We start from the raw sequence: 23,622 nt of genomic DNA on the forward strand, positions 1-23,622 counted from the left end.
GAAGCTTTCAGCTTCCGCACTGCTGATTAATAGTCGCTGCTGCCGCTGTCTCCGCCGCTCACGATAGAGACGCCCGCACTTGCGCCGATCCGGCTCGCGCCCGCAGCGATCATGCTGTCAACATCAGCTTTTGTTCTGATGCCGCCTGATGCTTTGACCCCGATGTCCGGTCCGACTGTTTTTCTCATGAGAGCGATATCTTCAGCCGTTGCCCCGCCTGTAGAAAAACCGGTAGACGTTTTGACGAAATCTGCGCCTGCGGATACCGCCAAGCGGCACGCGCGCTCTTTTTCTTCATCTGTCAAAAGGCATGTTTCGATGATCACTTTGACGAGCGCTTTTTTATCAGCTGCTTCAACTACCGCGCGGATATCAGCTTCAACCGCTTCATCATCGCCGTCTTTTAATGCGCCGATATTGATGACCATGTCAACCTCAGTTGCCCCTTTTGAGATGGCATCCTTCGTTTCAAATGCTTTTGTTTCCGATGTCGTTGCGCCGAGAGGAAATCCGATAACGGTGCAAACGTCAACTCCAGTGCCTTTCAGTTCCTCCGCTGCGAGTTTGACCCAAGTCGGGTTTACACAAACGGAAGCGAATTTATATTCTTTTGCTTCTTTTATCAGTTGTAAAATATCCGCTTTTTGTGTATGCGGTTTCAAAGCAGTATGGTCTATTTGGCTTGCAATTGACATTGTATGCACTTCCTTTTTCCTAGGATACGTTTAGAATAACCGAATTTTGAACATATGTAAATTGGTAATTGAAATTATGTTCATGAATTGTCACAATTCTTGAATGAGTTTTTTGGCCGTATGCTGATCGGTAATCAAAACGTTGGCGTACTTTCCTTTCAGGGCACCGTGAATGGCCTTGCATTTTCTGCTGCCGCCCGCCACCAGAATCGAACGCTCTTTCATTTTCAAGTCGCTGAGCTCGACTCCGATCGTCCTGCCGTTAATGCTGCTGCTGCAAATCCTGCCTTCCTCGTCAAAAAAGCGCGAACAAATATCGCCGACTCCGCGTGCTTTCAGCAATTGTTTCTCTTCTTCCCGGAAATAGCCGAGTCTGAAAAGCAGCGCCTCATCCCGGACGGTTCCGACCGTAAACAGGGCGATATTGGCTTGTCTGCCCATTTCAATGATCCGCTTAATATGTCTGTCCCGTTCGACCATCTGTTTCACATCGGCGCTGTCAAATATAACCGGCAGCGGTAAATACCTCGGCATGGTCTGAAATGCTTCGGCGAACAGCTGAATCGTTTCTGACGAGTACGTATTGACATTGGAATGACTGATGCCGCCTTTCAGCTGCACGACTTCAACGCTCTTTACCTGCTTCGGCTCCATGCGGCTTGCGATCTGGTACATCGTCGTCCCCCAGCTTACGCCGAGTATATCGCCGTCCTTTACGGTTTTATGCATATAGTCTGCGCCATAGCGGCTTAAGTAATGTGTAATGGCCTGGTAATCGTCGCTTGGAGAAAAGACGACGTGCGCCTCAAGCAGCCCGTATTTTTCTTCCAGCTTCGCGCCGAGTTCGTCCAGATCCTCAAACGGGTCCATGACGCGAATTTGAACATACCCTTTTTCCTTTGCGTACTGAAGCAGCCTTGAAACGGTGGGGCGTGACAGATCAAGCCGTTCGGCGATCTGCTGCTGGCTGTAATCTGATTGATAATATAGTTTTGCCGCTTCTATGCTGAGCTGCTGTTTTTCACGATCCATGTCGCGCCTCCCCTCTCCGCTTATCATATCACCAAAACACGCGGTAAAAAAGCACCCTCTGATGGGGTGCCTATTTTTTCAGCACAAGCTCCTGAATCGCATGCGCCACGCCGTGTTCGTTATTTGATTTCGTTTCAAAATCAGCTATCTCCCTTACTTCCGGGATGGCATTGGCCATTGCCACACCGCAGCCGGCCCACTGAATCATGGACATGTCGTTGCCGTTATCGCCGATTGCCATGACGTCTTTCTGTTCAATGCCGAGTTTTTCGGCCAGCAGCTTGACTGCGTTTCCTTTACTGACTTTCGGGTGAAGAATCTCATGGAAGAATGGCGCGCTTTTGACCATTGTGTATGTTTCCTTGAATGATTCCGGAATGGAAGCGATCGCTTTCTCCAGCTTGTCCGGATCGTCAATGAACATGACTTTCGGAATCAGAATATCCTTCGGCACTTCATCGATCGTGCGGAAATGAAGCGGCACTTTCGTAATGTATGATTCGTATACCGTGTATTCACTGATATCCCGGTTCGGCGTGTACAGATTGGCTGTGTCAAAGTAATGCATCGGAGTATCCAGCTGTAAGCTCAGCTCGTAAAGCGACTTCAAATCCTCATAACCTAATGACTGCTCGGCCACGACACCGTTTGTATACGTATTTTGGACGAGTGCGCCGTTATAGGCAATCACAAAGTCGCCTTCTTCCTGTAAGTTCAGCTCTTCCAAATACCGACGCACGCCGCCGATCGGCCGGCCCGTGCACAGGACGATATTGACCCCTTCCGCTTTGGCGGCATCAAGCGCCCCGCGGACTTCAGCCGTCACTTCATGATGATCGTTTAGTAGTGTTCCGTCCATATCTATTGCGATTAACTTGTACATCCTGCATCTCCTTTGTATCCTTTTCTTCTTATGCTTTCATCATATCGTTTTTTCGTTTCAATGAAAAATCAAACGGACAAGTTTCTCCGCCTTCTCTTCGTATACCGGGCCTGCCTCCGGATGCGGGGCCGTCTTTTCCCCTTGTCAGCTTGTTCGCCGCCGTCATCTGTTTTCTGCTTCAAGAGCATCAGCCCCGCCGCAAAGAAAGGGATGGCCGCTATGTCCAGAAGGGCAAGCTTTATTCCCATCGCTGCGGGAAAGTATGCCCATAATGAACGGCTGTTCCGCCTGATCATGATATAAGAAACGATTTCCAGCAGGATAAACAGAGCGTTCACCCACAAGTAAATGAGCAGCGCCGCAAACAGAAACAGCAGGAGCGTATTCCGCAGCGTGCCGGAAAACAGAAGAGCGCGCATCATATCAAAGAATGAAAAAGACTGCATGCTTCCGTTTACGACATTGGGATTGTAAATGGTAAAACGCCCGAACTGATCAAAAAGCATAAAAAATAACCATAACAGTGAAAACCATTGAATGATATGTACGATGACACCCGTCAAAACGAGTCTGTCGGCAGCCTTATTTCTCATGTGCATCCTCCCCGCCGGTTTTTATTCTTGTCATTGTTTTTGTTTCTCCGTATATCTTCCAAATGAGCGTACCGTTTTTTCCTCTTTTCAACGTGCTTTTGACGGGGTGCGGATGGCCGAGGTATTCAATCTCGATCGTCCCGTCCGTGTTCTGAGAGATCACCTTGTACACATCTGAGGGCATGGCAACCTCGCCGCGGCCTTGAATGACCTGCTTTGTCAGCACGCTGTCTTTCGTAAACGTGACGGTTTCAGATCTGACCCCGTCCATCGGGCCCGGTTTCAGCCCTGCATCCCATGTCCCGTAATAAAAAGGGGTATCGTCTGCTTTCTTTTGCGAGCAGCCTGTTATCATGACGCATCCGAAAACAAGAACCGTCATGATGAAAATCCGTATGTTCCGCAACATGATCACCTTCCTTTGAAGCTTTTTTACGCCTGTAACTTAGGCGGATGCCGTGGCACTGTGCAATTGACTACATAGTGTATAAAGACTTCACTAGATAAGGAGAATGATGAATGAACCCATATCAGTACTACACCCCGCCTGCCTATTTCCCTCAGCAGCAGGAATACGAAGTGAACCGCGTTGAGTATGAGCCGTATCAGCAGCAGGAAAGCTATTATTATGCGCCCCCTCAGTCCGAAGAGCGGCAGCCGACAGGTTTAGAACGGAGAGTCGCCCAGCTTGAAAGACAAAACGCCGAGCAAACGAGAGAGCTCACCCGCCTCTCACAAGAAGACCAGCGCCAAAACCGGGAAATCACGCGTATGAATGAGCAGATCAGACGGCTGAGCCAGTCCATTGAAATCCATACCCGCCGCTTAAACCGTTTGAATCAGCGCCTGCGCGCAGTCGAAAACAGACTCAATATTCCTTTTCACGCTACAGAAGGCGGCTTCTGAGAAAAAGGGCCGGAATACAAAGCTCGACAGGCCATCCCGAGCCTTGTATTCCGCTCTGTACATAACAGGTAAATATTTGAATCCTTTTCTTGCATGAATGCCTCTCCTATTCTTTCACATGATAAATGTGTAAAATCAATCACTCCAGGAGGTCTTCATGATGTATCAAAACCAATACAGCGGAAATCAGCTGCAGCAATGCCGCCAAACAGCACAGCAGCTTATTCAGCAGACACAGCAAAGCAGTCAGCAGTACAAGCAAATGCTCCAGCAGGAACAGCAAAACATTCAAATGCTTCAGCAGATGCTTAACCATGAACAGCATGCCGTTCATACCATTCAGCAAGCGCTGCAGGGGCATGAAGCGGCCATTCAAAAATGCCAGCAAATCGTGAATGTGTGCAATCAGCTTCAGCAGGAAGTAAGCGGACACATGCCTGCACCGATGGCAAACGCTAATGTTTCTTCATTCCCGCAAACACAGCATCACACACCGTTTCAGCAGCATTCATACCAGCAATAGGCCGGTCATGCAAATGACAAAGCGCGAGATACCGGCTTTGTCATTTGTTTTTATCTCTGTTTTGTCAGATCAATGCGATGAGCGGGTTGTCCGCCGAATTTTGCTTCCGCCTCATGCCTTACCGCTTCATACGCTCTTGCTTCGACGTTTTGTTTAAACACATCAAGCTGTATCAAATAAGCCGCCCGCACTTTCAGCCCGTGAATGATGGAGATGACCCATAAAGGCAGCACGATATACACGCCCGGCGTGCTCGGCAGCACAAAAGCAATTGCTAAAATAATAAAATAATAAGTCCGTATTTCAGCCATTTTTTGTTCTTAGCCCGGTAGCCGATATAGAAAAAGGCCAAGAAAGCGGTCAGCGCAAACGGCGCAAAAGTCAGCAGCAGCCACCAGCTGTGCAGCACTTCCCACCAAGTCCCTCTTTTCGTAATCAACATTCATTCCTCTTCCTTTACTACTATAACATGGATAATCAAGGAAGGTTTTCTATAAAAAACATAGACGGAATGACGTCTTCCTGCTATATTAATAATGATAATCATTATCACTGAAATAGGGGGATCATTATGAAGAAACAATCATGGCTGATCGGCCTGGCACTTCTGCTTGTTTTCGCATTAAGCGCTTGCAGCGGCGCGAAGGAAAACAACGGATCGGCATCAGGCAAAGGAAAGACAGACATGCGTACATATGAATCAACAAAAGGGAATATTGACATACCCGCACATCCGAAGCGGATCGTCACTGACTTTTATGCAGGTGAGCTGCTGTCCGTTGACGCAAATGTCGTGGGGGCGGGCTCATGGACTTTCAAAAATCCGTTTATCAAAAAACAGCTGAAAAACATTACTGACATCGGCAATCCCGTCAATGTGGAGAAAGTGATGCAGCTGAAGCCTGATTTAATCGTGCTGATGAAGGATGACCAATACGAGAAACTATCAAAAATCGCGCCGACGATTGTCATTCCTTTTAACACCGCAAAGAATACGAAAGATACGGTCAGCCTATTCGGCGACATTGCCGGGGCGAAGGATAAAGCCAAAAACTTTATGGCAGACTTCAACAAAAAAGCCGAAGCGAATCAAAAGCGCCTCAAAAACGTGATCGGCAAAGACGAGACAGTCGGCCTTTATGAAACGACGGATAAAGGCGAAATCTGGATTTTCAATGACAATTCCGGCCGCGGCGGCCAAGCCGTTTATAACGCGCTCGGATTGAAAGCGCCGGCCAAAATTGAAAAAGACATCATGAAAACGGGCGCCATGAAACAGGTTTCCCAAGAGGTCATCCCTCAATATGCGGCTGATTATATGTTCATTACCGATTACAATCCGAATGGAGAAAGCAAAACATTTGAGCGTCTGAAAGATTCATCCGTTTGGAAAAATCTCGATGCCGTAAAAAACAATCGTGTCTTTATCAACGATTTCAACACCTTCTATCCGTATGACCCGATTGCCGTCAGCAAACAGATGGATATCATCACCGACATGCTGATCAAACGGGCTGAAGAAAATAAAAAATAAAAAAAGCGGCACAGTCATGACACTGTGCCGCTTTTCCTGTTCACTTTAATTTTGACTGTACGGAGCCCGGCATATCTTCAAACCTGACTTCTTCCCAGGTCTCGACATACTTTCCTTTCGCCTTCACCTTCAAATACGCGTTCTTCCGAAGGTCTTTCGCGGCGTAAAAGGTCACTTCTTCTTTTTTCCCGGATGCGTTGTATCCGTCTAATGTATACTCAGTACCGCCCGGGCTAAGATGTTTGCCATCTCGATCAATCTGCACATAGACGTCTTGCTGGTGAATAAACGGATTAAATCTGTCTGTAACATCATTATGAAAAAAGAGAAGTCCGTATATGACGGCAGCGGCCGCCAAGACGGCCAGGATTGCCAATGCTTTTTTCATCTTTGCACTCCCCTTACTTATTCATTTTTTTCAAATAGCTTGACCGCACTGTGAGGAAGAACAGAAGCTGAAAAATGAAAAACCCTCCGATAGTGAAACTGAGCGGCCCCGCTACATCGGAATAGCCTTCCACGGCCAATGTTCTCAAGGCAAACAGCGTATGCATGACGGCAATGACAAATGGGAAGAAGAACAAAATCGCCAATTGTATCGTCACGCTTTGTGCCATTTCACGCTCACTCAGGCCGATTTTGGCCAATGAACGGTAGCGCTCCCTGTCTTCATCTAAATCGGTGAACAGCCTGAAATATAAGAAACTTGCTGCCGCGACAAAGAAGACGATCGCGATAAACAGGCCGATGAATAAACTCAGGCTCGGCAGCTGCACCGTATCATAGTAGGTGCCGGCTTTTGCCATAAAATCAGAATGGACGTCGATATAGTTGCCGTAAATCTCATTTTTCAAGGATTGGCTGATCCCAAGACTGTCTTTCCAATGATCATAGCTGTAGCCGTATAATGACGCTTTTTCACCGAGTGATTTCAGCTGATCAAAGGTTTGATCGTTCACCGCGATGATGGCATTTAATGAAATCAGCGGTTTTTCGACTTCTTTTACCGTCAGTTTTTGGTCAGACGGCTTGCCTTTTTGGTTCAGCAGCTTCAGCTGATCCGGTGCTTTGTTTTTGAAATTCCGGTCATACGTACCCGGAAAATAGACAGCCTCATCATGTTTCAGGCCGCTCAGCTTGACATGGAAGTATGTTGACACATCCGATTCGCTGATCATGTAAACAGGCGGAACAGTATCTCCTTCCTGATAGCGAATATAGGAAACATTTATTTTGTCTTTCTTATACGTAAAGCCGTGTGTTTTCAGTTCATGGTCAATATCTTTCAAATGAGTCTGTTCTTTTGGGTTGCCGCTGTAAGATACATACTCCATCTCATAAGCGGACTCTTCCGCCCCGACGGTCGATTTGTACATCGCGAGCACGCCTGTCGCCGTAAACGCTACCGCGGAAATAATGCTGACAATAAAGAACAGGCGGGCGTTGTCTTTTAAACGATAAACAAGATCAGAAACCCAAATGACATTTTTCCCGCGCAGATAAAAGGTTTTCCACTTCTTCAGCGCGCGCAGAATCCAGATGCTGCTTTGGCTGAAAAAGAAATACGTACCGATGACGGTAAGCAGTAAAATGATGAACGGTTGAGTCCCGTGGACATTGCCTTTCAGAACCATGCCGTACCCGCCGCACAGGCAGGCGATGCCGAATATAGACAGAAGCACGGACGGCTTCGGCTCCGGCTTGATCTTGTCAGTGCCCTTTATTAATTTAATCACCGTATTTGATCTGACAAAAAGGATCGTGAACTGCGATAAAAGGAAAAATAAGAGCAGAAATCCGCCGGCCGTAATGCCGAGCGCTTTCCAAGGCATGTACAGAGGCAGCGCGTCCATTTCTAAAATATAAGCGCCGACCGTAAAGAACGTTTTCGAAAAAATGAAGCCTCCGATAATCCCCGCTGCGATCGACATGACGCCGATGATCATGTTTTCCGCCGTAATGAGCTTTCTCAGCTGCACCGGCGTAATACCCTGCATCAGCAGGATGCCGAATTCTTTATTTCTCGATTTCAAAAATGCGTTAACCGAATACAGAACAAATAAGAAAGAAAAAACAAAGATCATCCATTCCGCAGCGGTTAAGCCTTTTCTGGCGATGTTATTCAGGTAGCCTTCCTTTAGTGCCGGATGAAACAGGAACATCGCAAAGGTAAAGAAAATCAAAACGGAAAAAGCGCTGCTTAAAAAGAAAGCAAGATAGGCCCTTTTGTTTCTCGTGACGTTTTTATAAGCGAACTGAAGAAAGGTCATTTGCGTTTCCCCCCAGCATAGACAGCACATCAAGAATCTGCTCATAAAAGACTTGGCGGTTTTCCCCGCGGTAAATCTCATTAAACAGTTCGCCGTCTTTTATAAAGATGACGCGGCGGCAGTAGCTTGCCGCAACCGGATCGTGGGTCACCATCAAAGCCGTGATATGATCATCCTGGTTCAGGCTCTGCATCGTTTCCATGACGTCTTTTGACGCTTTGGAATCAAGGTTGCCCGTCGGTTCATCGGCCAGAATGAGTGACGGCTTATGAATGACCGCTCTTGCGATGGCGGCCCGCTGGCGCTGTCCGCCGGATACTTCAAACGTCCGTTTGTTGAGCAGGTCTTCGATTCCGAGCTTTGCCGCGATGCCGTGCAGTTTTTCTTCCATGACAGACGGCGCTTCTTTTTCAAGCGTTAACGGCAGCATGATATTTTCACCGATTGTCAGTGTGTCCAGAAGGTTGAAATCCTGAAACACAAATCCGAGCTGCTTGCGGCGGAAATGAGCGAGCTTTGTCCGCTTCAGCCGGTGCGGGTTTTCTCCGTGAATCAGGATATCGCCTGAATCCGGCCGGTCGATCGTTGAAATGATATTCAAAAGCGTTGTTTTTCCGGAGCCGGACGGTCCCATCACCGCCGTGAACCCGCCTTCTTCTATTGAAAACGAAATTTGTTTTAAAGCTTGATAGGACACTTGTCCTTTATAGGTTTTATTTATATGTTTGACTTCAAGCATATTCGCCATGAAAATCCTCCTTATGGTTTTATTCTTGTTGGTCTGGGCTGCTTTCATGTAGTGCCGGGGCATTTAACATAAAAATCCCCTTGACATAAATCCATGTTATCAAGGGGAAACAAAACGAGCTATGTTGTTTTCTTAACGCAGCCTTACATTTTTGTAAGAAATGAAAATCGGACCGATGTCCCTTCACCGGGGGACGAGCTGATGTCCACCGTATGATTGAGCTTGCCCGTAATTTCTTTGACGAGATGGAGGCCGATTCCCGTAGATTCTTGGAAACGCCGTCCGTTTTCGCCGGTGTAATAAGGGTCAAACACCCGCTTGATATCTTGCGAGGGAATGCCGACACCGTAATCTTTGACTTCAAGCACCGTCCTGTCTTCATCGCGGAAGACATTCAGCTCAAGTCTGTCACTCTTGCCTGCCGAATACTTGACCGCGTTTGTGACCACTTGGCCGATCGCAAATTTGAGCCATTTCGCATCGGTGTAAATCTGATGATCATCGCGAATATCCATTTTCGGATAGACGCGGTATTGAATAAAAAATCGTTTATAGCTTTGAATGACCGATTGGAGAAGCTCTGATAAGGAAACCGCTTCAACTTTAAAATCCCGCTCAAACAGGTCAAGCCTTGAAGAATAAAGAAGCGTCTCCAGCCCGAATTCAATCTGCCGGACCTCTTTTTTGATTTGTTCAAAGACGGGCTCATCCTCTTCCTGAATGATTAAATTAATGACCGACAGCGGCGTTTTTACTTGGTGCACCCATTGGTTCATATACGTCACCCGCGCGTCAAGCTTGGCTTCGGTCTCATGGAGCTTCTGGTGCTGCATCCGGGTCAGCTCCATCTGCTTTTCATACAGCTCTGAACAAAACACTGAAGAACCGAGAAACGGGATGTCCGTCCCTTCCTGCTCCGAGCTGAGCCAATGATACACGCCGCGGTCTTTGTACCAGCGATAGGCAAGATATCCCGCCAAAATAAGAAGCTGCACGCCCAATATGTAAAACAGGTGGGAAAAAGAATGAAGACCCGCAAACCAGTAATAAAAGAAAACAAACAGCCCTTGAAGGAGAAAAAGCAGAATCAGCACGGCATGAGACCGGAGAAACAGCTTCATGACAGCGCCCTCAGCTGGTAGCCTTCGCCCCGCACCGATTCAATGGAAACAGGCGCATTCAGCTCCCGCAGTTTTTTTCTGAGCCGCGTGATATACACGTTAAGCGTATTATCATCGACGAAAATGTCGGTGTCCCACGTTTTTTCCATGAGCCGGTCTCTTCCCGTCACCTTTTCTCCCCGCTCCAGCAGCACTTCCAAAAGCTTGCTTTCTTTTTTAGAAAGCTCGCTTTTTTCGTCCTGAAAGCGCAGTTCAAACCGTTCCACAAAGAGCTGCACACCGGCATATTCAACCACTTTCTCTCCCTGCTTGGCGGCGTACTCTCCGTATGCCCTGCGGATCTGGCTTTTGATTTTCGCCAGCACAATATCGTAGGAAAACGGTTTTTCGATATAATCATCTCCGCCGTTTTCAATCGCCATCACTTGATCCATTTCCCCGCTTCTGGCAGAGATAAAAATGATCGGGCTTGTGGAGTGCTGGCGGATCTGGCGGCACCAATAATAGCCGTCATAAGACGGCAGATTGATATCAAGCAGCACCACATCAGGCTTTTCCCGCAAAAAAACATCAAGAACAGCCGTGAAATCATCGGCGGCCACGGTTTGATATCCATATTTTTCAAGGTAATTCTGCAATAGTCCGCGAATGTCTTCACTATCTTCCACAATCATGATTTTATTCAAACTGAACCACTCCCGTTTCTTACACTGCTGCCATCATCATAATCGTTTCGGGCGTACGGGCGCAACACCGCACAAAAAAACCGCCATCTTGGCGGTTCTGTTCCCATCAGCCGACCTGCTGTTTTACGGCTTTACCGGCTGATCCGAACTCTCTCATTTTGCTTCGCACTGTCTCTTCCACGGCCTCAATGCCGGGTGTCATATAGCCGCGGGGTTCGTACAGATCACCGTTTTCCTGAAACATGCGGCGTGTTTCGTCTGTCCAGGCGACCATACATTCCGTGTTGATATTGATTTTCGCGTGGCCGAGCGTGATGGCTTTTTTGATCTGATCCTGCGGAATCCCGGATGCTCCGTGAAGAACGAGGGGAATATCAGTCATGCGGGAGATAGCCTCCATTTCTTTAAATCCGAGATTCGGTTCACCTTGATATTTGCCGTGGACGGAGCCGAGGGCGGCGGCCAGCGCGTCAATATTGGTTTCTTTGACGATCCGCTCACATTCGGCGACATCGGCATAGCGGACCCCGCCGACCAGCCCGTCTTCCATGCCGCCGACCGTGCCGACTTCTGCTTCTACAGAGACGGCGTGCTTAGCGGCATAATCGGCGACTTCTTTTGTCATCGCGATGTTCTCATCAATCGGATGATGGGAGCCGTCAATCATCACTGAGCTGAATCCGGCGTCAATGGCCTGTCTGCAGCGTTCCGCACTGCTTCCGTGATCAAGATGGAGCACGACGGGAACGGTAATCGCCATTTCTTCCATTAACGCGCCGACCATGGCGGAAATCGTTTTAAATCCGCCTAAATAGTCGACCAGACGATCGGAAGCCGCGGCGATGACCGGCGATTGCTCCTTTTGCGCCGCTTGCAGAATCGCCTTCGTCCATTGGAGGCCGTTGATATTAAATTGGCCGACTGCATAATGCTCCCGTTTCGCTTCTGCAAGAAGATGTTTCATGGTGACAAAAGCCATGTTCACGCCTCCTTCATGAAGTATTTTGATACGACGGCTTCCGTTGTTTCCTTTGCCGTTTTGATCGTTTCCTCCGCAGTCAGCTTATAATATTCAGGTCTGAACAGCTCTACGGAGACAACATCATTGAATCCGATTTCTTTTAACGCTGACAGATGGGCGTCTAAGTCAATCGCACCCTGTCCAGGCCAGACGCGGTCTTCATCCGTTAAAAAGCCGATCGGGAAGTCTTCTGTATCGTCGATATGATAGATGAAAATTTTCTTTCCGTCCGCCTGCTTCAAACTCTCAATATTGGAGCCCATCGCGTGGAAATGGAAGCTGTCAAACACCAGTCCGACATTATCGCGGCCGACAGCGTTCACGATGTCATACGCCTGTTCAAATGTATTGACCGTACATTGCGGGTGGCCGACAAATTCAAGGGCAATGTTTACGCCGTACGGCTCCGCGATGTCCGAAAGCTCAGTCAGCACCTCTATGCTGCTCTTTTTGATCTCCTCTTTCAAGATTTTCCGCTCTGTCACAAGCGGCACGGCCACCACATATTTCACGCCGAGCGTCCTGCAGGTTTCCATCATGCTTTTGAATTCTGAAATGATCTCCCTATAGCCCTTCTCATCACGGTTGTTGAAGAAAACCAGTGCGTTCAGGGCAAGCGGTTTAATGTGATGGGTTCGAAAATATTCCGCCAGATCGGCCAGTGAATGGTCTTTTAAGTATTCCGGCAGCTTATCCATTGTGCGGATTTCAATATAATCATAGCCGTGCTTTTCGCATAGTTCTAAATCCTGTTTCAGGTTTGAATTCTCCAGCGTAGTCGCTTCATTAAAGCAAAGTTTCATGTCAGCCTCTCCCATCCAACGTTTTCGATATGAAGGGAGTCCGGCAGGAGGGCTTGTTTGCCCCGCTCCGCCGAACTCCATACTCAGCTTATGCCATGCCTAATTCTTCCTTTAATTTCTTAAGCGTGGTCCGGCTTGATTCATCCGCTCTTTCGCCGACCCAAGCAAAAACGGCGTTCGTCGCAATTCCGTCGAATTTCATCTCTCTCATCTTTCTGAAAATCGTCTCAAAATCAACCTCGCCTTGCCCGATGTCCAAATGCTGGTGAACCGTTACTTTCGCGTCAGGCGGGTTGACGATGTAGCGCAGGCCATGCGCCGCTTTATGATTAAAAGTATCTGCAAATAAAACATGTGTGAGGCGGTCGCCGGCTTCATCAAACATAGTCGCAATATCGCCTTTGCCGTCATCATAGAAGAACGTATGCGCAGTCGAGTAGACAAGATTGATCCAATCCTTGTCAAGCGCGCGGATCATATCCATCGCCCCTTTGTGCGTTTCGATAAAATCGTACGGATGAGCCTGCAGATTGAGTTTAACGCCTTCTTTTTCAAAGACGGGCAGCAGTTCATCCATGGATTTGATGAATTTTTCTTCACTTGTCAAAGGATCATATTTTGAACCGCTGAATTCACTGTTCATCAAATCCACTTCAAGTTCAACCGCAATTTCGATCGCCCGTTTCCAGTTGCGCACGGCGGCCTGACGACGGTCTTCATCAGGACCCGCCCAGTGGTAAAGCGGAAGAAGAGAGGACAGCTTCACACCTGTATCCTTTAAAAGGCGCTTCAATTGTTTGATTTTTGCTGAATCGACTTTCGGATATTTATAGAAAGGACAAAAATCCTCGCGCGGGGACAATTCGATATATTCGTATCCGAGCTCCGCCGTTTTATAGACCATTTCTTCTAACGTTAAATCATCGCGGTACATGGATGGATCTAAGGCCAGTTTCATTTCTTTCACTCCCGATCTATTATTTGTTCACAGTCGTAAATGATTGGTAGAATGCCGGTTTCTCTTGCAGCGCCACAGGCTCTTTCTGCCCGGATTCCTGAGCTTTTACGCACGCATCAGTTGTCACCGCGGCAATATAACCGTCCCATGCCGTCGGACCGCTGACTTCGCCTTTATTCCGGATCGAATCAATGAAGTCTTGAATTTCCACATCATACGCAGCCACAAATCGGCGCTGCCAGTCCATCAGGATATCGGTGCTGAATTTCCCTTCTTTTCTCAAGCTGATGCTTGACGGTTCCGGAAGCTTGATAACGCCGTCTTCCCCGACGATCTCACATTGAATGTCATAGCCGTATTTACAGTTCACGTAGATTTCGGCATTGATGACGATGCCGCCTTTTGTTTCGATGATGACCATCTGCGGATCTTTCAGATGCGGCAGCGCATTTTTTGATTTTTTCGGATAGATCACCTGTACGAATTCATAGTCGTCATTGACGAGCCAGTGGAGGACATCAATTTCATGAACGAGCGTATCGACGACGGCCATGTCCGTTGAATAATTCGATGCGACTGTCGGGTTGCGGTGCGCACAGTGAATCATCAGCGGCTCGCCGACCACGCGGTTGTCAATCGCTTCTTTCAGCTGAACGTAACCGCTGTCATATCTGCGCATGAAACCTACCTGCACCAATCGTTTTCCCGTCTTCATTTCTTCCTCGACAATGCGCATACAGCCTTCTGCCGTTGTCGCAAGCGGCTTTTCACAAAACACGTGCTTGCCGTGCTGAATCGCTTTCAAAACGCTGGACTCGTGAGCCGGGCCCCAGCTTGTCACTAAGACGGCATCCACATTTTCAGCAGCGAGGAGGCTGTCGTCATCAGGATAAACGGAGGCGTTCAAATTGAAATCCTGAACGGTCTGCTGCGCGGCCTCCTGATTCACATCTGTGACAGCGGTAATTTCCGCTCCGGACAGCTTATTTGTGATGCGGTTGATGTGCTCTTTTCCGATAGCACCGGTTCCGATAACACCTATACGTAAATTCATTGATCGCCACTCCTTCTGATAATCAAATAATGGTTCTCGTCTTTCTTTTCCCGCTGCCGTCCTGAGGAGCGCCGTACAGTTCCTCCTGTATCTGTTCAAGCGACTTGCCGGACGTATTCGGCGCGAAGACAAGCCCGATGATCATACTGGCCGTCACACATATGAGCAGAATACCGGCCATAAAACCGATGCCGAATTGTGACATGATGACCGGCACAAATAAACTCCAAATTCCGATTGAAATACGGACGAGAAAGAACATGAGCCCTTGTGCTGACGCTCTGTGTTCTGTCGGGAACAGCTCGCTTGCCCACAGCTGGTAGTTCGCCTGCTGGCCGGCTCCGTTATTGATGCCGATCGCTAAAACAAACAAAAGCAGCATCGGGAGCCCCTGAAACGGCAGTAAAAACAGCGACCAGCCGACAACGGCCATACATGCGCAGATTCCAAATACCGTTTTCCGATATTTATCTGCAAAAGGCATGAAGATACAGGCGACGCCGAGCCCGGTGAAGATAAACAGGGCCATCTGCAGAATGTTGGCCGTATTTGCGGATACGCCGCCGACCTGCTGGTAGATGTACGGCATGAAGAATCCCATGACGCCCGCTGCGAGATTCCATACGAGAAACACACCCATTAAAAACAAAATGTTCTTGAAAAATTTCGGCTGAAGCAGGTCAAAATAAGATGTTTTTTTCACGGCGGCAGGCCGCTCTTCACTGTTTTTCCAGGCATCCGACTCAGGTAAACGCTTTCTTATCACATATGTGATCAGGGCAATCACCAATAGATGCGCAAAGACAATTTTATTTCCTAAAAGCCCGAGGTCACCGACCAAAACGGATAACAGCAGAACCACAACGGCTCCTGCGGCCCACGCCACCTGCGCCACTCCGCAATGCCTCGCCCGGTTTTTCTCAGGGGCGTTTTCCGCGATAATGGTCCATGAAGCTGTAATATCCGCGCCTACAGAAATCCCGATAATCATGTATCCGCATAACAGCATGGGAAAGTTGAATCCAAACAAAACCAAACAAATTCCTAAGGCGTAGACGAGCATACTGTTTGTGTATACAGCTTTTCGTCCGACCTTATCAGCCAAATACCCGCCGAGCAGCGCTCCGATGGCCGCTGATATCGCATTTGCGCTGAAGGCGCCGAGCAATCCGATCTGGCTGTCGGACAGCTTTAAATAGCTGACCCACATAGATAAACCCGCTGATCCTGCCACGATGGAACCCGCATCAATGTAATTTGCTAATGCTGCGGCGATGGTCCTTTTGCTGAAAGCTGATTCCGCCTTGGCACTATTCATATAAGTCCCCCTCTAATTTGCAGGATCAAGCAGTTCACTGTCGATGTACTTTCTTGCAATCAGCGCGTACTCAAGCGGATTGGCGACTGCCGGGTCTTGTTCGGCTTCGATGACGATCCAGCCTGAATAATCATGACGGACGAGCGTTCGGTATACTTCGGTAAAATCGATGCATCCGTCTCCGGGAACCGTAAAAATGCCCTGTAAAAACGACTGCCTGAATGACTTGCCTTCCTGTCTGCACCGCTCCATAATGTCAAACCGCGCGTCCTTGAAATGAACGTGTCTGATCCGATCCATATACTTGTTGAGAATCGTCATATAGTCTCCGTCCGAGATATAGGCATGGCCGGTATCATAAAGTAAATGGACATACCGCGGGTCCGTTCCATCCATCAGCCGGTCAACTTCTTCCGCCGTCTGGACGCCTGTGCCGAGATGATGATGAAACGTGAGGTCCAGCCCGTATTCGCCAGCGATTTCCCCGAGACGGTTCAAGCCTTGGCACAGCGTATCCCATTCTTCATCTGAGAAATGCGGTTTTTCCTTAAATACATCAATGTCCAAGCCCTGAACGCTGTACGTCTGTTCAGAAACGATGGCGACATCCGCTCCGACTTTCTGCAAATAATCACAGTGTTCTGTAAATTGTTCAGCCGTTTTTTCAATACCGTCATGTATGATAAAGCTGCTGAACCATTTCCCCGCAATCCGCAAGTTCCGGAGAGCCAGCTCTTTATTGAGGACGGCAGGTTCAGGGAAAAACCCTCCCACTTCCGTACCTTGAAAGCCGGCGACAACAATATCACTTAACAAATGCTGCAGCGTATTCCCGGCTCCGATTTCCGGCATATCGTCATTGCGCCACCCAATGGGAGCGATGCCCCACAGAATATCTTGTTTGCCCATCGTGATGCCTCCCCTCTAGTACTGCTTTGCAGACTTCAGCTTCGTCTCTTTCGCTTCGTATGCCCGCTGAACGCTTTCCTGCTCCGACACTTCCGCCACGCCGACATGCCACCAGCTGTCATAGCCGTCCGTCATCGTTTTCGGCAGAACTTTCATTTCAATTAAAGTGGATACGTCTTGCGTTTTCGCATCTTCAAGCGCCGCTTTCAGTTCTTCAACTGTATTGGCTCTGTATGTTTTAGCGCCGTAGCCCTCTGCCACCTTCGCGTAATCAACGTTTAAAATCTGATTGTCCTCTGTGCGGAACTCGCAAAAATAACTGCCGCTCCCGTGATCCATCTGCAGGTTGTTGATACAGCCGAATCCGGAGTTGTCAAAAAGCAGGACATTGATTTTTTTGTTATATTGAAGCGCGGTAATCAGCTCTGAGTGCAGCATCAGAAAGCTTCCGTCACCGACGAGTGAATAGACTTCTTTGTCGGGATGGGCCAGCTTGAGGCCGAGCGTGCCTGATACTTCATACCCCATGCAGGAATAGCCGTACTCGAGGTGGTACGTATTCGGGACATTGGAATGCCACAGCCGCTGCAGATCCCCCGGAAGAGATCCCGCCGAACTGATGACGACGCTGTCTTCAGGAATCGTGTCATTGATGGTCAACAGCGCCGTTGTCTGCGGCAGCTCAGTCCCGAGCGCGTCGGCATACTCGTTTAACACGTCCTGTGAAAAATGGTTCTTAATTTCCGGTTCAAACGCGTCACGTGTAAAAGTGACCTTGCCGAGCCGGTCCCGTTCAGCAAGCCATTCATCTTTCCAGTCTTTAATCGCCGTGCCGAATGCACTTTTATATCCGTCTAATAAGCCGTGCAGCCTGCCGAGCGTCACTTTCGCATCGGCTACAACCTGAAACGCGTCAAGCTTGTAAGCCTGCATGCGGCTGACGTTGATATTCAAAAATTTTGCTTTGTCAAAATCAAACGCCGTTTTCGAGGATGTCGCAAAGTCCGTGTACCGTGTGCCGACACCGATGATCAGATCAGCCTGGCGGGCGGCTTTGTTTGCGGCGAGGGTGCCCGTGATGCCCATGCCGCCCAGATTGTTGGCGAAATCGGCTTCAACCGTTGACTTGCCGGCCTGCGTTTCGACAAGCGGAATGCCGTATGTTTCAGAAAGCGCGATTAATTCCTCACGCGCGCCGGAGTACTTCGCGCCGCCGCCCACTAAAATGACGGGACGGCTGCTCTGCTTAATTCTTTCCGCGGCGCCTTTCAGTTCACGCTCGCTCGGCTGCATCCGGTCAATGTAATGAACGCGTTTTTCAAAGAAGCTTTCATCAAAATCAAATGCTTCTCCCTCTACATCCTGAGAAATGCAGATGGTCGCCGGGCCCGCTTTTGCCGGATCTGTCATCACTTCAAACGCCCGGATTAAGCTGCTCATCAGCTGCTCAGGTCGGGTAATGCGGTCCCAATAGCGGGACACGGGCTTTAACGCATCGTTTGTTGTGACGGCGGCACTGTATTCCTGCTCCACCTGCTGAAGCACCGGGTCAGGCTGCCTCGTCGCAAAGGTATCGGCCGGAAGCAGCAGCACCGGGATATGATTGGCCAGCGCCGTACCCGCGGCAGCCGTCAAGTTAGCGGCACCCGGACCGACCGATGTCGATACCGCGTAAATTTTTCTTCTCAGCATCTGCTTGCTGTATGCCATCGCGGCATGCGCCATGCCTTGTTCGTTTTTGCCTTGATAGACTTTCAGGTGCCCGGCGTCCTGCTCAAGCGCCTGCCCGATCCCCAACACATTTCCATGGCCGAAAATCGTGAAGATGCCCTCAACGAACGGCTCTTCTTTTCCGTCAACATGAATGTACTGCCGGTTCAAGAATTTAATCAGCGCTTGTGCTGTCGTTAAGCGAATTGTCTTACCCACAAACGATCCCACCTTTTATACGTTCTATTTACCGTTAAGACTGTGCTGCGCTTCAATCAGTTCGATGATTTCACCGGCAGCCGGCATTGCTTCTGAGGAGCTGTGTTTGCTGACGACGATGGAAGCGGAAGCGCTCCCGTATTTTAAAGCCGTTTCAATATCCCGGCCGCTGACAAGTCCGTAGATGAAGGCTGACGCATAGGAATCACCCGCTCCGAAGGTCTTCAGCACCTTTGTTTTATAGGCATGCGCCCGGAAAACTTCTCCCGATCTGCTGTATGCGTATGATCCGTCAACGCCGTGCTTAATGACGACAAGATCGGCGGAGTGCGCAAACAAATGGCGGACGGTTTCATCGTTATCTCCGCCGCTGCGGTTTTCCATTACGTCAAATTCGTCACGCGTACCGATGACGATATCGGATTGTTCCGCCACCAGCGTGTAGTACACGGCTGTTTCTTCTGCCGATTGCCATGTATACGGACGGTAGTCGAGCTCAAACACGACTTTTACGTCATGTTTTTTTGCGATATGCACCGCTTTTAAGACGGCTTCGCGCGACGGGCTTTTCGCAAGCGCCGTACCTGATACGAGCAGCATTTTCGCGTTTGCGATGTAGCCTTCACTGACTTCGGACGGCTCAAGATACAAATCCGCCACGTCATCCCGGTACATCAGAATGCTGCACTCTTCGGGACTGAGAATTTCCGTAAAAGCGAGCCCGGCTTTGCGCCCTTCTCTGTCAATGGTCATTTGTGACGTATCAACGCCCTTTTCCTGCATATAGGAAACGATGAATCTGCCGTGCTGATCGTCCGGGATTTTGCCGATAAAACCGGCTTTTAATCCGAGCTTGGCGCTGCCGATCGCAATATTTGCCGGGGAGCCGCCGACATATTTAGAAAACGTCATCGTTTCTTCCATCGGCCGGTTGTATTCCGCCGCGTTCAAATCAATACACGCGCGCCCGATCGCGACAATATCAAACTCTTTTTCTTCATTAAACGTATATTTCATCGTTATCTGCCACTCCTCACTTGTTAGCGTTCCAGGATCCATTCATGGGCCGGATCATTATGAAACTTCCATTTTCGTGTCGGTCCCGCCATTACATTCAGGTAGTAAGAGGTATACCCGTCCGGAACACCAACCGGGTGATAGCCCGCCGGCACGATGACAACGTTTTCATTTTCTGCGGTCATCGTCTCGTCAATCGAGCGGTCGTCCGTGTACACACGCTGGAAGACAAACCCCTGCGGCGGGTCCGTTTCATGGTAATAGGTTTCTTCTAAAAAGGATTCATCTGGCAGATTGTCTTGGTCATGTTTATGCGGCGGGTAGCTCGACCAGTTGCCGCTGTCCGTGTAAACTTCAACAACGAGAAGGCTGTTTGCCGATGGATCTGAATCGGGGAGAATATTATGAACGGTTCGTTTGTTTGCCAGCTTGCCGCGATGTTCCACACCGTTTTCTTCCGCTTTAATCAGCTTTGTCGGAAGCTGGTGTTCGGACGGAGAATAGCACAGCGCGACCCTCGCCCCGCTGACCGCTGTGATCTCAAAAGAGCGGTCATTGGACACATAAACGCTGTCCGTCGGTTTTCTTTCAAATACACTTTCACGGGTGCCGATGCTTTCAAATGTCTGATCATAATCAGTGACGGTGATTTTTCCCGTTACCGCAACGATGCAGCACTCCGTCTTTTTCAAATCCTCTGTATATGCGGAACCGGGAGTGAGGTCAACGACTTTAAATCCGACGTATTTGAGGTCTGAATTGGCTGAAGTGACGTCATGTATGATGTTCACGCCTTGAGAAATCTCATCGGCCTGCGGTTTGCGCAGCAAATGACTCATGTTTATTCCTCCTTAATGGATGGTAAAAGAAAACCCGGACGGAATCACAAAGCCGTCCGGGCCGGCTGTCAGATCAATTGAAGTCAGGAGACGGGTATCGTGCCGTCACGACTTTTTTACGTGTATAGAAGTCGACGCTGTCTTTTCCGTTTGCGTGCAATGTGCCGAAGAAAGAAGACTTCCAGCCAGAGAACGGGAAGAATGCCATCGGCGCCGGGACGCCAAGGTTGATGCCGAGCATTCCCGCGTCAATATTCTCACGGAAGTAGCGGATCGCGTTCGCATTTGAAGTGAACAGACACGCGCCGTTCGCAAATTCAGACTGGTTGGCGATGTCCACCGCTTCTTTTAAGTTTTTCACGCGGATGACCGACAGAACGGGCGCAAAGATTTCATCTTTCCAGATCGTCATATCCGTCGTCACGTTGTCAAAAATCGTCGGTCCGACGAAATAGCCGTCTTCCGTTGCGTTTTCACGCCCGTCACAAAGAAGTCTCGCTCCTTCTTCGATGCCTTTTTCAATATAGCTGTGCGTGCGTTTTTTGTTGTCCTCGCGGATGACCGGGCCTAAGAACACGCCGTCATCCAGTCCGTTTCCGATCTTGATGTCCGCTGCTTTTTCCTGTAATTTCGAAATAAACTCATCGGCGATTCCTTCTTCAACCGTCACAACCGCGCATGCCATGCAGCGCTCTCCTGCCGAACCGAATGCCGCGCCGATAATGTTTGCGACCGTATCTTCAAGGTGGGCGTCATTCAGCACGATCGTATGGTTTTTCGCGCCCGTTAACGCCTGCACGCGTTTCAAATGTTCGCTGCCTTTTTTGAAAACATACTCGCCGACAGGTTTTGAACCGACGAATGAGATGGCTTTAATATCCGGATGTTCAAGAACGCCGTTTACGACGTCATGCGCGCCGTGCACGACATTGAAGACGCCCTTCGGCAGACCGGCCTGTTCAAACAGCTCTGCCAGTTTTTCCGTTAACAGCGGCGTGCGCTCAGATGGCTTCAGAATGAACGTATTTCCTAACGAAATTGCCATCGGGAACATCCAGCACGGGACCATCATCGGGAAGTTGAACGGTGCGATACCGCCGACCACCCCGATCGGATAGCGGTAGTTCGCCGCCTCTACATCCGTCGCGATGGAGGCGAGTGAATCGCCCATCATGAGTGACGGCGCGCCCGCTGCGAATTCGACGTTTTCAATTCCGCGTCCCACTTCACCGAGTGCCTCCGTCGTGTTTTTACCGTTTTCCAAAGTAATCAGACGGGCAAGCTCTTCTTTGTTCTGCTGGAGAAGCTGCTGATAGTTAAATAGAATTCTCGCACGGCGCGGCACTGCCGTCTTTGACCATGTTTGAAACGCCTCTGACGCTGAGCGGACGGCGTATTCCACATCCTCCCGCGTAGAAATCGGAACCTGGCACATCACTTCTTTTGTAGCCGGATTGACAACGTCTTCATATTGATCTGTCTTACTTTCAACCCATTCACCATTGATGTAGTTTTTCAGTTTTCTGATCTCTGCCATTCTCATTGCCTCCTTAAATAGTAAACATCCTGTTCAGCTGGATAATAACGGATGAATATATTCATCTTTTACATATAAAAGACATGAATTAAACGCTTACAAATGCTAAAATGATGGTGACTCCCAATCTTTCCATGTAAAAGTTGGTCATGTGCCGGAAAAAGCAAACGGTTACATCTTTCACTTTTGATTTTACAGGTTATGTTTTGGTCATTTCTTGGTTACATTGTAAGCCCAACACATCTTCAAGTCAATCTAAAAAATCAAAATTTTTTCATTATTTTTATCATACTTTTTTTGATCGGGAAAACAGGAACTTGGAGAACCGTGTCGAATCGGAGGGGATGATCCCTCTTTTTTATCATTTGTTAAGTAACTATTGATTAACTTCTGGTGTTTATTATATATTTTAATTACTTTAAGAATTCTAGAAGGAGTTTTTTTATGAAACTGATGCGGATTCAGGAGATGGAAGAATACATTCTCAAACACGGAGCCACTTCGCTGGATGAGCTGTGCGAGGTATTCAATGTCTCTAAAAACACGGTCAGACGCGATATTAATAAGCTTGCGGAAAAAGGGGTTATCAAAAAGGTGTACGGCGGCGTGACGTCAGCCGAAAAATCTGTGCTCGTCCCTTTTGAAAACCGCACCATTCAACATCAGGATGAAAAAATCAAAATCGCCCGCTATGCGTCACGGTTTATCGAGGATCACGATCTTGTATTTATTGATTCCGGCACGACGACCAAATCGATGCTGGAGACGCTTGATCCCGATAAGAATGTGACGGTTTTGACGAACAGCCTTGATATTATTAACGCGGCTTCATCCATGAAAAATATCGACCTGATCATCATCGGCAATAACTACAAACGGAAGACAAGGTCGTTTGTCGGCATTGATGATCCGAGCACACTCAATAAATACAACATTAACAAGGCGTTCATGTCCGCTACCGGGACAACGATCACCCACGGCCTGACGAATTCCGACTTACTGGAATACGAGGTGAAAAAGAGAATTTCCGAAAAGGCGAACGAAGTGTATCTGCTCGCGGATCATTCCAAATTCGGCAAATCCACGCTTTTGACATACGCGCCTTTCGACCGGCTTCACAGCATTGTCACTTCTCAGCAGCTCGATGAGGAATATACGAAGTATTGCCAAGAGCATCAAATCGACATTCACTTGGCATAGCGTTATAGTTAATAGAGAACGCTGCCGTATTTTTCCGGCAGCCGCT

At 48.7% G+C, this 23,622-nt stretch carries 24 protein-coding genes and 1 pseudogene; 4 read left to right on the top strand and 21 right to left on the bottom strand.

Features of this window, described 5'->3' with window-relative positions; all coding sequences use genetic code 11:
• Nucleotides 1–26: 26 nt before the first annotated feature.
• The 5 genes from deoC to NYE42_RS19640 all read right to left on the bottom strand — a co-directional run bounded on the left by deoC (nt 27) and on the right by NYE42_RS19640 (nt 3,612).
• Entirely contained in the window at nt 27–695 is a 669-nt protein-coding gene (deoC, locus tag NYE42_RS19620) for a deoxyribose-phosphate aldolase (protein WP_004393277.1), read from the bottom strand.
• 90 nt (nt 696–785) lie between these two features.
• On the bottom strand, nt 786–1,727 hold the full coding sequence (locus NYE42_RS19625; RefSeq protein ID WP_007407818.1) for a sugar-binding transcriptional regulator: 942 nt from the start codon (nt 1,725–1,727) through the stop codon (nt 786–788).
• Between the two features lie 70 nt (nt 1,728–1,797).
• Nucleotides 1,798–2,610, bottom strand: a complete 813-nt coding sequence (gene yidA, locus NYE42_RS19630) for a sugar-phosphatase (protein ID WP_015240895.1) — start codon at nt 2,608–2,610, stop codon at nt 1,798–1,800.
• 68 nt (nt 2,611–2,678) lie between these two features.
• Nucleotides 2,679–3,203 carry a hypothetical protein gene (locus NYE42_RS19635; protein ID WP_032867905.1) on the bottom strand — a complete coding sequence of 175 codons (525 nt, stop codon included), beginning with the start codon at nt 3,201–3,203 and terminating at the stop codon, nt 2,679–2,681.
• On the bottom strand, nt 3,193–3,612 hold the full coding sequence (locus NYE42_RS19640) for a DUF3255 family protein (protein ID WP_007407821.1): 420 nt from the start codon (nt 3,610–3,612) through the stop codon (nt 3,193–3,195). Before NYE42_RS19640 ends, NYE42_RS19635 begins: the two co-directional genes overlap by 11 nt.
• A 110-nt stretch (nt 3,613–3,722) precedes the next feature.
• On the opposite strand from NYE42_RS19640, the gene NYE42_RS19645 reads away from it, so the two are divergent.
• Together NYE42_RS19645 and NYE42_RS19650 are read left to right on the top strand one after the other, a co-directional pair.
• The gene (locus tag NYE42_RS19645; protein ID WP_007407822.1) at nt 3,723–4,109 is read left to right on the top strand and encodes a hypothetical protein; all 387 of its coding nucleotides are present in this window, start codon (nt 3,723–3,725) and stop codon (nt 4,107–4,109) included.
• A 160-nt stretch (nt 4,110–4,269) separates the two neighbouring features.
• A complete protein-coding gene (locus tag NYE42_RS19650; RefSeq protein ID WP_007407823.1) occupies nt 4,270–4,632 on the top strand; it encodes a hypothetical protein in 363 nt (120 codons plus the stop codon).
• Between the two features lie 50 nt (nt 4,633–4,682).
• On the opposite strand, the pseudogene NYE42_RS19655 reads toward NYE42_RS19650, so the two are convergent.
• Nucleotides 4,683–5,074, bottom strand: a pseudogene (locus NYE42_RS19655) (hypothetical protein).
• 129 nt (nt 5,075–5,203) lie between these two features.
• Here NYE42_RS19655 and NYE42_RS19660 point away from each other — a divergent pair.
• A complete protein-coding gene (locus NYE42_RS19660; RefSeq protein WP_352426668.1) occupies nt 5,204–6,166 on the top strand; it encodes an iron-hydroxamate ABC transporter substrate-binding protein in 963 nt (320 codons plus the stop codon).
• Nucleotides 6,167–6,206: 40 nt separating this feature from the next.
• Here NYE42_RS19660 and NYE42_RS19665 read toward each other — a convergent pair whose 3' ends face one another.
• The 15 genes from NYE42_RS19665 to iolA all read right to left on the bottom strand — a co-directional run bounded on the left by NYE42_RS19665 (nt 6,207) and on the right by iolA (nt 22,376).
• The gene (locus NYE42_RS19665) at nt 6,207–6,554 is read right to left on the bottom strand and encodes a YxeA family protein (RefSeq protein ID WP_012118831.1); all 348 of its coding nucleotides are present in this window, start codon (nt 6,552–6,554) and stop codon (nt 6,207–6,209) included.
• A 13-nt stretch (nt 6,555–6,567) separates the two neighbouring features.
• Nucleotides 6,568–8,436: an ABC transporter permease YxdM gene (yxdM, locus tag NYE42_RS19670; RefSeq protein ID WP_119027050.1), complete on the bottom strand. Its 1,869-nt coding sequence runs from the start codon at nt 8,434–8,436 to the stop codon at nt 6,568–6,570.
• Nucleotides 8,411–9,184 (bottom strand): ABC transporter ATP-binding protein YxdL, encoded by a 774-nt coding sequence (yxdL, locus tag NYE42_RS19675; protein WP_007614823.1) that lies wholly within the window; start codon nt 9,182–9,184, stop codon nt 8,411–8,413. Before yxdL ends, yxdM begins: the two co-directional genes overlap by 26 nt.
• Nucleotides 9,185–9,327: 143 nt before the next feature.
• Entirely contained in the window at nt 9,328–10,305 is a 978-nt protein-coding gene (yxdK, locus tag NYE42_RS19680) for a two-component system sensor histidine kinase YxdK (RefSeq protein WP_352426669.1), read from the bottom strand.
• Nucleotides 10,302–10,991 carry a two-component system response regulator YxdJ gene (gene yxdJ, locus NYE42_RS19685; protein WP_015240901.1) on the bottom strand — a complete coding sequence of 230 codons (690 nt, stop codon included), beginning with the start codon at nt 10,989–10,991 and terminating at the stop codon, nt 10,302–10,304. Before yxdJ ends, yxdK begins: the two co-directional genes overlap by 4 nt.
• Nucleotides 10,992–11,097: 106 nt before the next feature.
• Complete coding sequence (iolJ, locus tag NYE42_RS19690; protein WP_352426670.1) at nt 11,098–11,970, bottom strand: 6-phospho-5-dehydro-2-deoxy-D-gluconate aldolase; 873 nt, start codon at nt 11,968–11,970, stop codon at nt 11,098–11,100.
• Nucleotides 11,971–11,972: 2 nt separating this feature from the next.
• Complete coding sequence (iolI, locus tag NYE42_RS19695) at nt 11,973–12,815, bottom strand: 2-keto-myo-inositol isomerase (RefSeq protein ID WP_007407832.1); 843 nt, start codon at nt 12,813–12,815, stop codon at nt 11,973–11,975.
• A gap of 88 nt (nt 12,816–12,903) precedes the next feature.
• Nucleotides 12,904–13,773, bottom strand: coding sequence for a sugar phosphate isomerase/epimerase (locus tag NYE42_RS19700; protein WP_007407833.1), 870 nt, complete (start codon nt 13,771–13,773; stop codon nt 12,904–12,906).
• Between the two features lie 19 nt (nt 13,774–13,792).
• Nucleotides 13,793–14,827: a Gfo/Idh/MocA family oxidoreductase gene (locus NYE42_RS19705; protein ID WP_122504289.1), complete on the bottom strand. Its 1,035-nt coding sequence runs from the start codon at nt 14,825–14,827 to the stop codon at nt 13,793–13,795.
• Between the two features lie 22 nt (nt 14,828–14,849).
• Nucleotides 14,850–16,145, bottom strand: a complete 1,296-nt coding sequence (locus NYE42_RS19710; protein WP_039063850.1) for an MFS transporter — start codon at nt 16,143–16,145, stop codon at nt 14,850–14,852.
• Between the two features lie 12 nt (nt 16,146–16,157).
• Nucleotides 16,158–17,054, bottom strand: coding sequence for a myo-inosose-2 dehydratase (gene iolE / locus NYE42_RS19715; RefSeq protein ID WP_064108010.1), 897 nt, complete (start codon nt 17,052–17,054; stop codon nt 16,158–16,160).
• A gap of 15 nt (nt 17,055–17,069) precedes the next feature.
• Nucleotides 17,070–18,983 carry a 3D-(3,5/4)-trihydroxycyclohexane-1,2-dione acylhydrolase (decyclizing) gene (iolD, locus tag NYE42_RS19720; protein WP_352426671.1) on the bottom strand — a complete coding sequence of 638 codons (1,914 nt, stop codon included), beginning with the start codon at nt 18,981–18,983 and terminating at the stop codon, nt 17,070–17,072.
• A gap of 24 nt (nt 18,984–19,007) precedes the next feature.
• Entirely contained in the window at nt 19,008–20,000 is a 993-nt protein-coding gene (gene iolC / locus NYE42_RS19725; RefSeq protein WP_033574309.1) for a 5-dehydro-2-deoxygluconokinase, read from the bottom strand.
• A gap of 23 nt (nt 20,001–20,023) precedes the next feature.
• Nucleotides 20,024–20,839 carry a 5-deoxy-glucuronate isomerase gene (iolB, locus tag NYE42_RS19730; protein ID WP_033574308.1) on the bottom strand — a complete coding sequence of 272 codons (816 nt, stop codon included), beginning with the start codon at nt 20,837–20,839 and terminating at the stop codon, nt 20,024–20,026.
• Nucleotides 20,840–20,912: 73 nt separating this feature from the next.
• Entirely contained in the window at nt 20,913–22,376 is a 1,464-nt protein-coding gene (gene iolA / locus NYE42_RS19735; RefSeq protein WP_032869303.1) for a methylmalonate-semialdehyde dehydrogenase, read from the bottom strand.
• Between the two features lie 444 nt (nt 22,377–22,820).
• On the opposite strand from iolA, the gene NYE42_RS19740 reads away from it, so the two are divergent.
• Nucleotides 22,821–23,576, top strand: a complete 756-nt coding sequence (locus tag NYE42_RS19740) for a DeoR/GlpR family DNA-binding transcription regulator (protein WP_007614879.1) — start codon at nt 22,821–22,823, stop codon at nt 23,574–23,576.
• Nucleotides 23,577–23,622 lie beyond the last annotated feature (46 nt).

The sequence above is a fragment of the Bacillus sp. FSL K6-2865 genome (assembly GCF_040311405.1).
Taxonomy (GTDB): domain Bacteria; phylum Bacillota; class Bacilli; order Bacillales; family Bacillaceae; genus Bacillus; species Bacillus velezensis.

Bases quoted from the DNA above. Each gene is read 5' to 3' on its own strand.
- NYE42_RS19650 (WP_007407823.1), top strand. From the start codon at position 4,270: ATGTATCAAAACCAATACAGCGGAAATCAGCTGCAGCAATGCCGCCAA.
- iolI (WP_007407832.1), bottom strand. From the start codon at position 12,815: ATGAAACTTTGCTTTAATGAAGCGACTACGCTGGAGAATTCAAACCTG.
- iolE (WP_064108010.1), bottom strand. From the start codon at position 17,054: ATGGGCAAACAAGATATTCTGTGGGGCATCGCTCCCATTGGGTGGCGC.
- NYE42_RS19705 (WP_122504289.1), bottom strand. From the start codon at position 14,827: ATGAATTTACGTATAGGTGTTATCGGAACCGGTGCTATCGGAAAAGAG.
- NYE42_RS19740 (WP_007614879.1), top strand. From the start codon at position 22,821: ATGAAACTGATGCGGATTCAGGAGATGGAAGAATACATTCTCAAACAC.
- iolJ (WP_352426670.1), bottom strand. From the start codon at position 11,970: ATGGCTTTTGTCACCATGAAACATCTTCTTGCAGAAGCGAAACGGGAG.
- iolB (WP_033574308.1), bottom strand. From the start codon at position 20,839: ATGAGTCATTTGCTGCGCAAACCGCAGGCCGATGAGATTTCTCAAGGC.
- NYE42_RS19640 (WP_007407821.1), bottom strand. From the start codon at position 3,612: ATGTTGCGGAACATACGGATTTTCATCATGACGGTTCTTGTTTTCGGA.
- NYE42_RS19710 (WP_039063850.1), bottom strand. From the start codon at position 16,145: ATGAATAGTGCCAAGGCGGAATCAGCTTTCAGCAAAAGGACCATCGCC.
- NYE42_RS19660 (WP_352426668.1), top strand. From the start codon at position 5,204: ATGAAGAAACAATCATGGCTGATCGGCCTGGCACTTCTGCTTGTTTTC.
- NYE42_RS19635 (WP_032867905.1), bottom strand. From the start codon at position 3,203: ATGAGAAATAAGGCTGCCGACAGACTCGTTTTGACGGGTGTCATCGTA.
- yxdM (WP_119027050.1), bottom strand. From the start codon at position 8,436: ATGACCTTTCTTCAGTTCGCTTATAAAAACGTCACGAGAAACAAAAGG.
- iolA (WP_032869303.1), bottom strand. From the start codon at position 22,376: ATGGCAGAGATCAGAAAACTGAAAAACTACATCAATGGTGAATGGGTT.
- NYE42_RS19700 (WP_007407833.1), bottom strand. From the start codon at position 13,773: ATGAAACTGGCCTTAGATCCATCCATGTACCGCGATGATTTAACGTTA.
- NYE42_RS19645 (WP_007407822.1), top strand. From the start codon at position 3,723: ATGAACCCATATCAGTACTACACCCCGCCTGCCTATTTCCCTCAGCAG.
- yxdK (WP_352426669.1), bottom strand. From the start codon at position 10,305: ATGAAGCTGTTTCTCCGGTCTCATGCCGTGCTGATTCTGCTTTTTCTC.
- yxdL (WP_007614823.1), bottom strand. From the start codon at position 9,184: ATGGCGAATATGCTTGAAGTCAAACATATAAATAAAACCTATAAAGGA.
- NYE42_RS19625 (WP_007407818.1), bottom strand. From the start codon at position 1,727: ATGGATCGTGAAAAACAGCAGCTCAGCATAGAAGCGGCAAAACTATAT.
- deoC (WP_004393277.1), bottom strand. From the start codon at position 695: ATGTCAATTGCAAGCCAAATAGACCATACTGCTTTGAAACCGCATACA.
- NYE42_RS19665 (WP_012118831.1), bottom strand. From the start codon at position 6,554: ATGAAAAAAGCATTGGCAATCCTGGCCGTCTTGGCGGCCGCTGCCGTC.
- yidA (WP_015240895.1), bottom strand. From the start codon at position 2,610: ATGTACAAGTTAATCGCAATAGATATGGACGGAACACTACTAAACGAT.
- iolC (WP_033574309.1), bottom strand. From the start codon at position 20,000: ATGAAATATACGTTTAATGAAGAAAAAGAGTTTGATATTGTCGCGATC.